The organism is Micromonospora sp. NPDC007230, assembly GCF_042869115.1.
Classification (GTDB): Bacteria; Actinomycetota; Actinomycetes; order Mycobacteriales; family Micromonosporaceae; genus Micromonospora.
Window position 1 is genome coordinate 88,841 of the sequence record NZ_JBIAFE010000010.1, and the last position, 13,407, is coordinate 102,247.

At 72.6% G+C, this 13,407-nt stretch carries 10 protein-coding genes; 4 read left to right on the forward strand and 6 right to left on the reverse strand.

The window, feature by feature from the left end:
• Positions 1–16 precede the first annotated feature (16 nt).
• Complete coding sequence (locus tag ACFYML_RS16325) at positions 17–412, forward strand: hypothetical protein (protein WP_387421387.1); 396 nt, start codon at positions 17–19, stop codon at positions 410–412.
• A gap of 180 nt (positions 413–592) precedes the next feature.
• On the opposite strand, the gene ACFYML_RS16330 is transcribed toward ACFYML_RS16325, so the two are convergent.
• Together ACFYML_RS16330 and ACFYML_RS16335 are read right to left on the reverse strand one after the other, a co-directional pair.
• Positions 593–3,895, reverse strand: coding sequence for a S8 family serine peptidase (locus tag ACFYML_RS16330; protein WP_387421388.1), 3,303 nt, complete (start codon positions 3,893–3,895; stop codon positions 593–595).
• Positions 3,896–4,043: 148 nt separating this feature from the next.
• A complete protein-coding gene (locus ACFYML_RS16335; protein WP_387421389.1) occupies positions 4,044–5,237 on the reverse strand; it encodes a DNA recombination protein RmuC in 1,194 nt (397 codons plus the stop codon).
• Between the two features lie 54 nt (positions 5,238–5,291).
• On the opposite strand from ACFYML_RS16335, the gene ACFYML_RS16340 reads away from it, so the two are divergent.
• Positions 5,292–6,131: a hypothetical protein gene (locus ACFYML_RS16340; RefSeq protein ID WP_387421390.1), complete on the forward strand. Its 840-nt coding sequence runs from the start codon at positions 5,292–5,294 to the stop codon at positions 6,129–6,131.
• A gap of 202 nt (positions 6,132–6,333) precedes the next feature.
• Here ACFYML_RS16340 and ppc read toward each other — a convergent pair whose 3' ends face one another.
• Both ppc and ACFYML_RS16350 read right to left on the reverse strand, forming a co-directional pair.
• Positions 6,334–9,120 (reverse strand): phosphoenolpyruvate carboxylase, encoded by a 2,787-nt coding sequence (gene ppc, locus ACFYML_RS16345; protein ID WP_387421391.1) that lies wholly within the window; start codon positions 9,118–9,120, stop codon positions 6,334–6,336.
• Positions 9,121–9,243: 123 nt separating this feature from the next.
• On the reverse strand, positions 9,244–10,299 hold the full coding sequence (locus ACFYML_RS16350; protein ID WP_387421392.1) for a hypothetical protein: 1,056 nt from the start codon (positions 10,297–10,299) through the stop codon (positions 9,244–9,246).
• A gap of 153 nt (positions 10,300–10,452) precedes the next feature.
• Between ACFYML_RS16350 and ACFYML_RS16355 the strand changes: the two genes are divergently transcribed.
• Positions 10,453–11,493 (forward strand): S66 peptidase family protein, encoded by a 1,041-nt coding sequence (locus ACFYML_RS16355; RefSeq protein ID WP_387421393.1) that lies wholly within the window; start codon positions 10,453–10,455, stop codon positions 11,491–11,493.
• Between the two features lie 43 nt (positions 11,494–11,536).
• Here the strand turns inward: ACFYML_RS16355 and ACFYML_RS16360 are convergent, their stop codons facing one another.
• Positions 11,537–11,764, reverse strand: a complete 228-nt coding sequence (locus tag ACFYML_RS16360) for a winged helix-turn-helix domain-containing protein (protein ID WP_387421394.1) — start codon at positions 11,762–11,764, stop codon at positions 11,537–11,539.
• Positions 11,765–11,972: 208 nt separating this feature from the next.
• On the opposite strand from ACFYML_RS16360, the gene ACFYML_RS16365 reads away from it, so the two are divergent.
• Positions 11,973–12,281: a hypothetical protein gene (locus ACFYML_RS16365; protein WP_387421395.1), complete on the forward strand. Its 309-nt coding sequence runs from the start codon at positions 11,973–11,975 to the stop codon at positions 12,279–12,281.
• Positions 12,282–12,406: 125 nt separating this feature from the next.
• Here ACFYML_RS16365 and ACFYML_RS16370 read toward each other — a convergent pair whose 3' ends face one another.
• Entirely contained in the window at positions 12,407–13,321 is a 915-nt protein-coding gene (locus ACFYML_RS16370; protein ID WP_387421396.1) for a cyclase family protein, read from the reverse strand.
• Positions 13,322–13,407: the final 86 nt, after the last annotated feature.

The window sequence follows — 13,407 nt, forward strand, 5'->3', positions numbered from 1 at the left end:
ATACGTCCAACCGCCCATGAACACTCCTCGGACGGCGATCGTCGCCCTGCTCGCCTGCGTCGCCCTGGGCGCGTGCGCCAGCCCGGACGCCGACCCCGCCAGCCCCGGCCCGACGGGAGCCGCCCCGGTGACCAGCACGCCCAGCCCCGACCCCAGCGTCAGCCCGACCGACCCGACAGCTCCCACGAAGGGTGGGCCGTCGAGCGGCGCCACCACCACGCTCACCGGCACCCTGCAGGCCGGGGTGGAGCCGGGCTGTCTGCTGCTCGACGGCAACCTGCTGGTCGGCGGCCCGCGCGACGTGCTGAAGGCGGGTGCCCGGGTGACCGTCACCGGCCACTCCCAGCCCGACCTGATGACCACCTGTCAGCAGGGCACCCCGTTCGTGGTGGAGTCCGCCAAACCCGCCTGACCGCCCCGGACCTCCCGATCCCGCCCGGCGCCCTGTCGCACGCGGTCGATCATGAGGTTGACGGGGTGATATGTCGGCTCTGCTGCGGCCAACCTCATGATCACCAGGTGGGGTTGGGTGCGAAACGGGAGGAGCCCCGCCCCCTTGGTGGGGGCGGGGCTCCTCGGGTTCAGCGGGAGGTCAGTTGACCGCGCCGATGGACACCGAGCCGCGGCCGACGACCGCGCCCTCGGTGGTGGTGACGGCCACGTCACCGTAGAGCTCCCGGCCGGCGGCCGGGGCCGCCAGAGCGGTCACCGTGCCGGTGAGGGCGGCGGTGGCGCCGTTGTCCAGGGTCAGCGAGGTGGCCGGAGCCGACACCGAGCCCAGCGACGCGGACGCGAACGAGTCGCGGTAGTCGTAGGCGGTGCTGCTGCCCGGCCCGGTGACGGCGTATCCGTCGACGACCACCCGGTAGGTGCCGGCCACCGGGTTCGTGATGGTGACCGCCTCCTCCGAGCTGCCGCCGGCCGAACGGCCGACCTCGGTGGCGCCCCGGAAGACGAACAGGTCGAGGTCGGCGCTCGGGTTGGCCGGGTTGCCGATCCGAACGGTGAACGACGTGGCGCCCGCCGGCACCTCGACGGTGTATTCCTGGGTCGCCCCCTCGGCGATGGTCGGCCGCTCGGCGTGCACGCTGGCGAGCGGGCCACCGACGCCGGTCACCTGGACCGGGCCGAAGGTGTTGGTCAGACCCCAGCTCACGTTGGCCGGGGTGCCGGCGGTGACCGACGGCAGTTCGACGACGGCCGGCTCGACCTTGACGCCCTGCACTCGCGCCTGGAGCTGGAACGGGTTGTCCAGGGTCGGCGAGGTACGCCGGGCCTCCACCTCGATCTCCCAGACACCCGGGATCGGGTTCTGGTAGTCCCGCTCCTGCGGCTTGCAGACGGCGGCGTCGGAGAAGTTGGTGTAGCAGGCCGTGCTCGCGGTGCTCTCCACCGGCACGCCGTACGGGTTGATGGCGATGAACCGGGTCTGGGAGCCGGTGGCGATGCCGGAGAGGTTCACCTGCAGCGCGCCGGCACCCGGCGGAACCGTCACGAAGTAGGACGTGAAGCTGTTGCGCTCCACCGAGCCCTCGGTGGTGTACCAGTACGCCGGGGCGCTGACCGTGTTCGAGGCGACCACGACGGTGGAGACTTCGAAGTCGACCACCGGGGTGGCCGGGTCGTCAATGGTCATGATGGCGCCGTGCGCGCCGGCGGTCATCGGCTTGGCCTTGACCTTGACCTTGACGGTCTTGTTCAACGGCAGCAGCACGACCGCCGGCGCCGAGAAGGTGCCGTCGTTGCCCCGGAAGCCGATGAGGTGGGCGACGGTGCGGTTCGGCCCGCTGGTCCGGGTCAGCTTGACCTCGTAGTCGCGGCTCTCCTTGACCTTCTGCCCGCCCCGGTCAGCGGCGCAGCGGTTGTGGATGCCGGTGCCGACGTTCGGGTTCGGCTCGAAGACGCCCAGGTCCTCGTTGTACTTCGTCAGGTTCGCCGACAGCTCGGTGCAGACCGCCGCGTTGGCGGTGTAGGTCCGGGTCTCCACCCCGCCGGACAGCAGCTCCCACGCGCCCGGCACGTTGAACATGCCGTAGCCCTGCGCGTACGTCGGGACGCCCGCGATCGGCTTGGCGGAGGTGTAGACGGCCCGGCGCAGGGCGGCCGGGGTGACCGCCTGGCCGGTGGCCTTGGCGGCGGACAGCAGCAGCGCGGCGGCGCCGGTGGCCTGCGGGGAGGCCATCGAGGTGCCGTTCAGCATCTGGTAGCCCGGGGGCAGCGGGTAGCCGGCCTCGGCGACCGGCACGCCGGGCTGCCACGTCGGCGCGGTCGAGATGGCCGAGCCGGGAGCGGCGATGTTCGGCTTGAACCCGCCGTCCTCACGCGGGCCGCGCGAGGAGAAGTTGAACAGTGCGTTGTCCTTGCGGACCACCGAGCCGTAGTTGGCCAGCCAGGTGTCCTTGCTGATGTTGGCGGCGACGCTGACCACGTTGCCGGCCACCGACGGGTCGCCGACGGTGTTCAGGCCCGGGCCGGAGTTTCCGGCCGAGATGAACATCTGCACGCCGTAGGTGGTGATCAGGGTGTTGTAGAGCTGGGCGCGGGCGTTGGCGCCGTCGTTCAGCGCCGGCAGGCCACCGATCGACATGTTGATCACGTCGACCTTGCGGTTGACCACCAGGTCGATCATGCCGGTGGTGAGCGCCGCGTAGGTGCAGCCGCCACCCCAGGAGCAGGCCCGGGCGGAGACCAGCTTGGCGCCGGGGGCAGCGCCGTTGAACGCGCTGTTGCCCAACATGCCGTTGGCGGCGGTGATGCCGGCGACGTGGGTGCCGTGGGTGCTCTCGATGATGCCGATGTTGACGTAGTCGACCAGGCCGGGGCCGCCGACCGGAGTGGTGTCGACGTTGCGGCGGTACTCGACCACGAACGGCATCTGCTCCCGCACCGCGGTGGCCGGGTTGTCCGTGCCGAAGTGGCCGACCTGGAACTTCTCCTTGTACGGCCGCATCACCTCGTCGTCGGTGAAGTCGAGGTTCTGGTTGACGTCCACCACGATGTCGCCGTTGACGGGGTTGTAGAGGATGCCCCAGACGTCGGTCTTGTCGCCGTCGCGGTTGACGTCGCCGGCCGGGTCGCTCCGTTCCGTGATGTTCTCGCGGAAGAGGTTGAACTTGTACGTGCCGGTCGGCGCCTTCCAGGTGGCTCCGGAGGCCGTGAAGGACGGGCCGGTCACGTCGGTGATCATCGCCCGCCAGCTGGCGTCCTCGAGCGGGTCGGTTGCGGTGACCCAGTCGACGATCTTGCGCTCGCCGGTGGTGGTCTTCTGCAGGGCCGGCTGGTCCAGGTCCACTCCGGAGTCCATGATGCCGATGGTGACGCCGCGGCCGTCCCACGCCGGGTGCGCGGCCTTGAAGGCCTCCGCGCCGGTCTCGTTGGTCGGCATGTACGGGTTGACGGCACCGGTGTCCGCACCCGGGCCGGCCAGGGTCTCGCCCTGCTTGGCGATCTTCGCGCCGGCCGGGGCGGCCTCGGGCGTCGGGTCGGGGAGCTTGATGGTCTCGTCGAGGTCGACGGCGGAGACGCCCGGCAGCGTCGCGGCCTTCAGGACCTTGGACGTGGGCACCTTGGCCAGCACGTAGCCGACCTCGTCGTACCGCTGGCTGACCGCGGCGCCGAGGCTCTTGAGGCCGTCGGTGACCTTCTTGGTCGAGCCCTTCTTGGTGGCGATGATCAGGGTGACGGTGGGGGCGTGCTTCGCCTTCGCCTCGATGAGCAGCTTGGCGTCGTGCGCTCCGAGCGTCTCGACGGCGGTCGGCTGGGCGGCGTCAGGGGTGGTGGCGGGGGCTGCGCTCGCGGTGGCGGCACCACCCCCGACCGTCATCGCGCCGGCCGCCAGGACCGAGGCGAAGAGCGCGGCGGAGGTACGCCGGCTCCGGTTGCGGGGTTGACTCACGTTCTCTTCCTCCAGAGAACAGGGCCCTTCAGTGAACAGGGCACACGTGACGGTGATCCTCAGGGGTAGGCCGTGCGGTGTCACTAGCGCGGGGAGGGTTGTGACCAGTCCGTGACACGGATCGGCCGCCATCGTCACGAGGAACGTGTTAGATCTCGATGCCCGTCGGCCGTTCGGCCGATGCGGACGGTGCGCCGCCGCCGTTCGGCAGCAGCTCCGGCGCCTGCGGCTGGCGGGGCGCCACCTCGACCTGGGCCGGAGCGGTCAGCTCCTGGTCGGAGACGCCCAGCTCGGCCAGCTTGCGGGCGCTGACCAGCACCCGTGCCTCCAGCGAGCCCACCGCCCGGTTGTACGCGGTCACCGCCCCGCCCAGCGACGCACCCAGCTTGCCGACGTGGTCGCCCAGGGTGGACAGCCGCCCGTACAGCTCGCGGGCCAGCAGGTGCACCGTGGCGGCGTTGCGGGCCAGCGCCTCCTGCCGCCACGAGTACGCCACCGTGCGCAGCAGCGCCACCAGGGTGGCCGGCGTGGCCAGCACGACGTTGCGGGCGAACGCGTGCTCCAGCAGCGTCGGGTCGCGCTGCAACGCCACGTCGAGGAACGGGTCCGCCGGCACGAAGAGCACCACGAACTCGGGCGACGGGTCGAACGCGGCCCAGTAGGACTTGGCGGCCAGCGCGTCCACGTGCGCCCGGAGGTGTCGTGCGTGCGCGTCGAGGTGAGTGTCCCGCCCCCGCTCGTCGCGCGCCTCCATGGCGGTCAGGTACGCGTCGAAGGGCGCCTTGGCGTCGACCACCACCGTCCGGCCGCCGTGCAGCCGGACCACCAGGTCGGGGCGTACCCCCTGCTGGTCGGTGGCGGCGGTGACCTGCTCGGAGAAGTCGCAGTGCTCCAGCATCCCGGCCGCCTCGACGATCCGGCGGAGCTGGTGCTCGCCCCACCGGCCGCGGACCTGCGGGGCGCGCAGCGCCGCGACGAGCTGCTTGGTCTCGGTGCGCAGCTCCCCGGAGACCGTGCTCATCGCCCGCACCTGCTCGCGCAGCTCCGCGTACGCGTCGACCCGGTCGCGTTCCAGCTCGGCGACCCGCTGCTCGTAGCGCCGGAGGGTGTCGTGCAGCGGGGCCACCGCGCGCGCCACGGCCTCCTGCGACTGGGCGGTCGCCTCGTAGCTGAGCGCCCGCATCGACTGCTCCAGCCGTCCCTCGCCCTCCCTCGTGGCGGCGAGGGTCGCCTCCAGCCGGGCGATCTGCGTCGCCGAGCGGGACCGGGCGGCCAGCCAGCCCACCGCGCCGCCCGCGGCGAGACAGATGATCACCACGGCCAGCGTTGCGATGCTCGTCACCCTCCGAAGCTTGCCAAACAGGTACGACGTGACGCCCGTGGGTACCGTCGAGTCATGAAGGTTGGGCTGTGGTTCGTCCTGCTGCTGATGCTCGGGGGTGCCTACGTGTTCTGGCGGTGGGGTAGCAGGTCCCGCGAGGCCACCGAGCTGGCCGACGCGCGGGCCGAGGCGCAGCGCTGGTACGAGCGGCTCGGCGGGCAGCTCATGAACCTGCACGGCGACGCCCCGGCGGTACGCCAGGCGCTGGCCGACGCGGGCGAGCGGTACAACGCGGCCGGCTCACAGCTGGAGCAGGCGCGTACCCCGCGCCAGTTCGCGCTGGCCCGGGAGACCGCGCTGGAGGGGCTGGCGTACATCCGGGCGGCCCGGACCGCGCTGGGCATCGACCCGGGGCCGGACCTGCCGCCGCTGGCCGCCGCCCGGGGCGCCGGGATGCTCACCAAGGAGCGCGAGGTCAACGTCCAGGGGCAGACCTTCCGGGCTGGCCCGCAGCCGGGCAACCAGACGCCCTACTACTACCCGGGCGGCAACTGGCAGGGGCGGCGGGTGCCCGCCGGCTGGTACTCGACGCCCTGGTGGAAGACCGCGCTCGGCACCGGCGCCGGGGTGCTCGGCGGCCTGCTGATCGCGGACGCGCTCTTCTCGCCCGCCTTCGCCGACCCGGGCTACGGCTACGAGGCCGGCTACCAGGAGGGCTTCCAGGACGGGGCCGGCGACGGCCAGGACTACGGCGACCAGTTCGCCGGCGACCAGGGCGGCAACGACTTCGGCGGCGACCAGTTCGCCGGCGGCCAGGGCGGCGGCGACTTCCCCGGCTACGGGGGCGGCGACTTCTCCGGCTACAGCGGAGGCGACTTCGGCGGCGGGGACTTCGGCGGCGGCGGCGACTGGTGACCCCACCAGGCACCGCGCACCGCTAGCCGGTGCCCGCCACCTCGCCGATCTGGCGGGGTTGACGCGGTGCGGATGCCACCACCTCGCCGATCTGGCGCGGCGGCGAGCACCGGTCCCGCCACCTCGCCGATCTGGTGCAGCGGCGAGCACCGGTCCCGCCACGTCGCCGATCTGGCGCGGCGGTGAGCGGCGGGGCCGGCCGTCAGCCGGTGTTGCGCATGCCGGCGGCGATGCCGTTGACCGTGGTGAGCAGCGCCCGCTCCAGCGCCGTACCGTCGTTGGGGGCCCGGCGGCCGCCGGGCGCGGTCGCCACCGCGCGGCCCGCCGCGCCGGAGTCCCGGTACTGGCGCAGCAGCGCCACCTGGAGGTGGTGCAGCGGCTCCAGGTAGGTGTCCCGCACCGCCAGGGTCCGCTGGAGGACGGGCGAGTTGTCCAACAGCGCCGGCGAGGCGGTGACGGCCAGCACCTCCTGCTTGGTCAGCTCGTACTCCTGCTCGATCTTGTCGAAGATCGGGTGCAGCTTCTTCGGGACCAGGGTCTCCACGTAGCGGCGGGCGATGGTGAGGTCGGTCTTGGTCAGCATCATCTCCACGTTCGACAGGAACGTGCGGAAGAAGTGCCAGTTCCGGTGCATCTCGGCGAGCACGTCGTCCAGGCCGGCGGCGCGCGCGGCGGCCAGCCCGGACCCGACGCCGAACCAGCCGGGGACGATCTGCCGGGTCTGGGTCCAGCCGAACACCCACGGGATGGCCCGCAGGCCGGCCAGGCCGGCGCCGGTGTTCGGCCGCTTCGCCGGCCGGGAGCCGATGTTCAACTGGCCCAGCAGCTCGGTCGGGGTGGAGGCCCAGAAGTACGCGGGCAGGTCCGGGTCCTCGACCAGCGACCGGTACGACCGGAACGCCGCCTCGGAGACCACGTCCATGGTGGCGTCCCAGCGTTCCAGCATCTCGGCCGGCTGCCGGGGCGCGGTGTGCAGCAGCGTCGCCTGGAGCACCGCGGCCACGGTCAGCTCCAGGTTCTCCCGGGCCAGGGCGGGCAGCGTGTACTTGTCGGAGATGACCTCGCCCTGCTCGGTCACCTTGATCGCGCCGTCCAGCGTGCCGTACGGCTGGGCCAGGATGGCGTCGTGGGTGGGGCCGCCGCCCCGGCCGACCGTGCCGCCCCGGCCGTGGAAGAGCCGCAGGTGTACGCCGTGCCGGGCGGCCACGTCGCGCAGCGCGCGCTGGGCCCGGTGGATGGACCACTGGCTGGTGGTGATGCCGGCCTCCTTGTTGGAGTCGGAGTAGCCCAGCATCACCTCCTGCACGTCGCCCCGGGCCGCGACGAGCGCCCGGTACGCCGGCAGCGACAGCAGTTCGTCCAGCAGTTCGCCGCCGGCGTTCAGCTCGGCCGGGGTCTCCAGCAGCGGTACGAAGCCGATCCGGGCCCGGCCGCTGTGCACGTCGATCAGGCCGGCCTCGCGGGCCAGCACCACCGCGGCGAGCACGTCATCCACGCCGAGGGTCATCGAGATGATGTACGACTCGATCACCTCGGTGCCGAACCGGTCCTGGGCCTCGCGGATCGCCCCGAACACGTCGAACGTCTTCCGCGCGGTCTCGGTGAGCGGCGTGTCCAGGGTGGAGAGCGGCCGGCGGCCGGTCAGCTCGTCGGCGAGCAGCTTGGTGCGCTCCAGCCGGCTCAGCGACGGATAGTCGGACACCTCGCCGACCGCCCCGTAGAGCTGGGCGAGGACGGCGTGATGCGCCTCGGCGTGCTCGCGGACGTCCATGGTCGCCAGGTGCAGCCCGAACGCGGAGACCGTACGGATCGTCGAGGCGAGCCGGCCCACGGCGGTGAGCTGCCCGGAGTTGCGGGCCAGCGAGGCACGCAGCAACTCCAGGTCGGCGATCAGCTCGGCGGACCCGCGGTAGTCCCGCCCCGGCACGTGCGGGGTGCCGTTGCGCAGCCGCTCCCGGGTGTTGGTCAGCTTCGCCTTCACGCACCGCGCCTTGAGGCGGTAGGGCTCCTCGGCGTTGACCCGGCGGAACCGGGGCGCCACCTCGGGCAGCGCGTCCAGATCGGCGGCGAGGCTGGCGGAGAGGTCGAGGGAGACCGCGCGCAGCCGGCGGGAGACGGAGACCTCGCTGATGAGCTCGTCCATCGCCTTCTCGGTGGCCTCGATGCCGTGCTCGTGCTGGATCTGCAGCACCTCGCGGGTGACCGTCGGGGTGACGAAGGGGTTTCCGTCCCGGTCGCCGCCGATCCAGGTGCCGAAGGTCAGCGGGCGGGCGGTCGGCGACGTCTCCACGCCCAGGGTGCGGAGCGTGTCGGCGAGGTCGTCGAGGACCTGCGGGGCGGCCTCGGCGTGCAGATCACGCAGGTAGTAGATGGCGTTGCGGGCCTCGTCGGTCGGGTCGGGCCGGTCCAGCCGCAGCTCGTCGGTCTGCCACATCAGGTCCAGCAGTTCGGCCAGGCGCCGGTTGGCCGGGCCCTCGTCGCTGGCCCCGTAGAGGATGGCGTTGGCGGTCTCGGCGTCCAACTCGTCGGCGATGGCGCGCAGCTTGGACAGGATCGACCGGCGGGCCGCCTCGGTCGGGTGGGCGGTGAAGACCGGGCGTACCGCCAGCCGGCGGGCCACCGAGGCGATCTCCTCGGCCGGGACCCCGCGCTCGGCGATCATCTTGGCCGCCTGGTCCAGCCAGCCGCCGTGCATGGCCCGGCGCCGCCGCAGGTCGCGGGCCCGATGCACCTGCTCGGTGATGTTGGCCAGGTGGAAGTAGGTGGAGAAGGCGCGGGCCAGCTTGGTGCCGGTGGTGACGTCGAGGCCGGCGAGGCGCTGCGCGGCGGCGGGGGCATCGGAGCGGACCTGGGCGCGGATCTCCTCGACCAGGTCGAGCAGCGGCCGGCCCTCCTGGCGGGCGAGGGTCTGCCCGAGCAGGGTGCCGAGGCGGCGGATGTCGGCCCGGAGAGCGGCGTCGGGCCCGTCGTGGTCGTGCTGGTCGGTCACGGTGCGCTCCTTACGCGAGTACGAAGGACAGCGCTGTCCGACTCCCTGGATCGTATCCGTGTGCGCCCCGGTGTCAGGAGGGGGACGGGGTGATGATCTGCACTCCGGGACGGATCGACGGGCTCAGCCATCGGTGGCCGGTCTCCTGGGTGCGACCGGGCGGGCCCGCGCGGCGCGGACGGCGCGCCGGTGCGCCCGGAAGATCGTCGCGGTGACCAGCCCGAGGATCCCGAGCAGGACCCAGAGCGCCAGCCCCACCAGCGGCCAGCGCCCGGCCCGCCAGTCGAAGTAGACCGCCGACTTGAGCAGGTCGGTGGCCAGCCCGGTGACGTTCCACCGGTGCATCCCCCGCAGGAAGGTGGGCAGGAACTCCGGGGCGTAGATGCCGCCCGAGCCGGGATTGCCGAGCACCACCAGCAGCAGGATCACCAGGCCGGTACCGAGCAGTCCCAGCCACCCCTGCACCGCCGCGGCGACCATGCCGGCGGCGAACACGGTGAGCGCGCCGACCAGGAAGACCGCCGGGACCTGGTGGGCCCAGATGCCCATCACCGGCCCGACCAGCACCGCGCCGATGATGCCGAGCAGCACGGAGTGCACCGCGAGGGTGGCGGTCCGCAGGCCGGCGCGGCGCAGGCTGCGGGGCGCGGTGCCGAGCGAGATACCCAGGGCGGTGGACGCCAGGTAGCCGCCGAGCACCAGGCCCACCGCGAGGTAGAACGGCACCAGCCCACGCGGGTCGTCGGCGGAGACGGGCACCTCGTCGGTGACCCGGAGCGGCAGGTTGGCCTGCCCGGCGGCCTGGGTGAGCACCTTGGTGACCAGGTCGGTGGCGGTGGGCGCGCCGGCGCTGGCGGTGGCCAGGATCAGGCCGCCGCCCGGGTCGGTGTGCAGCACCGCGTAGACCTCGCGGGACCGCAGGGCGTCGAGGGCGCGGTCCTGGTCGTCGTACTGGACGGGTTTGATGGTGTCGGTCCGGCTGCGGACGGCGGCCAGCACCGCTTGGGCGCGCTGGTCGCTGCGGGCCACCCCGACCGGCACGTCGCGCGGGGTCGGCTTGTGCAGCGCCCCGACGTACGCCGCGATGAACGCGGTGGCCAGGGCGAGCGTGCCGACCAGCAGCGCCGCCGCGCGCGGCAGCCAGTCGCGTACCGGAAGCTCCGCCCCCTGATCGCCCACGTGGCCAGCCTAGGGCGGCGCTTCGCCCGGGTTGTGCGGTTTGGCCGCCCTGTCCGGCGGCCCCCCGGTGGGCGACGGCGTGCCGGCACGAGCGCCCGCCGGCCGGACGGACGCCCGGAAAACCGGCTGGCCGCGGCCGATAGCGTCGGGGGCATGACGTCGTTGCGATACCCCGCCAAGCCGAAGCCGGGCGACCGGGTCGCCGTGGTCTCGCCGTCCGCCGGGCTGCCGGGCCTCTTCCCCCACGTGTACGAGCTGGGGCTGCGCCGGCTGCGCGAGGAGTTCGGACTGGAGCCGGTGGAGTATCCGACGACCCGGCAGCTGGGCGCCGACCCGCGGGACCGGGCGCGGGACCTGACCGCCGCCTTCGCCGACCCGACGATCACCGCCGTGCTCGCCACCGTCGGCGGGGACGACCTGATCACCGTCACACCCCACCTGGACGACGCGGTGCTACGGGCCAACCCGAAGCCGTACTACGGCTACTCGGACAACACCAACGTCCTCAACCACCTCTACCGGCTGGGGATGGTGGCGTACCACGGCGGGTCCGTGCTGGTGCACCTCGGCCGGCCGGGCAAGCCGCACCCGCTGACCTTCGACTCGCTGCGCGCCGCCCTGTTCACCTCCGGCTGGTACGAGCTGACCCCGGCCGCCGAGTGGGGCGACCAGCCGAACGACTGGCGGGACCCGGCGACGCTGGCGTACGAGCCGGTGATGTTCCCCGGCACCGGGTGGCGCTGGCAAGGGCCGGCGAACGTGGTGCAGGGCCGCACCTGGGGCGGCAACCTGGAGATCCTGCACTGGCTGCTGGCGGTGGACCGGGTCCCGTCGGCGGCGGAGTTGGCCGGCTCGGTGCTGGTCATCGAGACCTCGGAGGAGCTGCCCTCGGCCACCGAGGTCTTCCGGATCGTGCGGAACATGGGGGAGCGAGGGTTGCTGGCGGGCTTCCCGGCGATCGTGGTCGGCCGGCCGAAGGCGTGGGACTTCGGCAAGCCGCACACGGTGGAGCAGCGGCGGGAGTGGGGCGAGGCGCAGCGGGAGGCGATCACCCGGGCGCTGGCGGACTACGCCGACGACCCGGTGGTGGTCTTCGACGTCGATCTCGGGCACACCGATCCGCAGTTGGTCATCCCGTACGGCGGGGAGATCCGGGTCGACGCGGTCGAGCGGCGGATCTCGGTGCGCTACTGATGAGCAACTCGTGGGCGTACCCCATCCTGCACACGCGCCGGAGTTACTCGCGGGGACGAGCAAGCACGAAGACGCCGGCGCCGGGTGCCCCTTCAACGAGCCCGCGTGCCTTGAGCCAGTCGACGGCCGAGCGCACGACCTGGCGGGACACGTCGAACTCGGCGCAGAGTTCGGTGCCGGAGGGCAGCTTCGCGCCAGCCGGGTACTCGCCGGACTCGATGCGCTCGGTCAGGGTGTCGATGAGGCGTTGCTTCTTCGTGTACGCAGGCATGGGTTGACTTCCGTGGCAGGTAACGCCCATGTGATCACGGTTGCCGGGAAAGCGTCAATGAAATGTGGTGGCAGGTATTGACCTGACATGACAGGTAGTCATAGGTTGCATCAGAGTGACTGTGGCAGGTCTCCTCGACAAACAGGACGGCCCGGGGTGGAGGTGGCACTCCGCTCCCCGGGCCTTGACCGGGAAGGAGCCCCGGCCCATGAGCAACCTATCGAACGCTGCCCACCCGCCCTGGTGCCTACGCGGCCCGGACTGCGCCGGGCGGAACGACCTGCACCTGTCCCGCCTCATCGGCACAGCCGTTCGAGGCGACGAGGTGATCCAGGTCAGGATCGGCCTGTGGCGGATGGACCTCGGTCCCACCCCGCCATCCGGCCTGCTGTTGGAACTCTCCGCCGGCTCGGACGTCGATCGCTGGCCGATCGACCTGGCCCAGTCCCGTTCGCTGGCCCACCTGTCCCAGCGGCTGGTGCGCCGGCTCGGTCCAGGCTCGGCCCGAGCCGCCTGAGGGTCCGCCGAGCCGCACATCGACTCCAGTTACGCGATATCGCGGTCTCTGCCCGGAGTGGAGACCGCAACATCGCGCATCTGGAGTGGACCTTGGCCGGGCGAGCGGTGCCGGACCGGGCGAGGTCAGGCGTCGACGATGGCGAAGGCGCGGACCGGGAAGGTGCCCATGCCGGCCACCTGCGGCGGCGCGGCGGTGAACCGGAACCCCTCCGGAGGCAGAGCCGCCAGGCCGGTCAGGTGCTCCACGATCGGGATGCCGGCGGCGAGCAGGGCGCTGTGCGCGGGCCGCTCGCCGGCCGCCGCCGGGGTCATGTCGTCGATGTTGATCGAGTCGATGCCGACCAGGGTCGCGCCCGCGTCGACCAGCCAGTCGGCACCGTCCCGGGTCAGGTGGGGCGCGTCGGGGCTGGCGTAGCGGTCGGTGCCGAAGCGCACGTCCCACCCGGTGTGCAGCAGCACCGCCCGCCCCGCCACGTCGTAGGGGGCCAGCATCAGGCGGTCCACGGACCGGGTGCCGGGCGGTACCCGGACCACGATCCCGGGCAGGTCGGCGAGGCGGTCGAGCGTGGTTCCGGCCAGGTCGGCCCCGTCCGCCCAACGGTGGGCGGACGTGTCGAGGTAGGTGCCGGTATTGGCGATCATGTCGATCCGGGCGACGTGGAACTCGACGCCCGGGGCGTAGTTCGCCCGGGACGCCTCGCGGGTGAGCCAGTCGGTGATCCGCGGTGCCGGCCAGCCGGGCAGGGTGATCATCCCGTCGGTGATCACGTGGCTCAGCTCGACAAGTCGCCGGCCGCCGTCGCCGGCCGGAACGGCGGCCGCCCGGCCGCCCTTGTGCGGCTCCTCGACGACCGTCCTGTTGGTGATCCGCACCTCGCCCACCATCAGCAGGCCGAGGTGCCGGACGAGGAGCGCGCCCAGCGTCGCGTCGTCTATCTCCGGGCCGGGGACGTCCAACCGGAACCCCTCGGTCCGCAACCCGCCGCCGTTGGCGAAGACGACCTCCGCATCGAAGACTGCCCGGTACTCAGCTGCCATGCCGTCACCGCACCACGCCCTCCCGCCCGTGGTCAAGATCCATCCCAACCACCCGCCACCACTGCCCCGTTGCCCCGCTCGGGAAC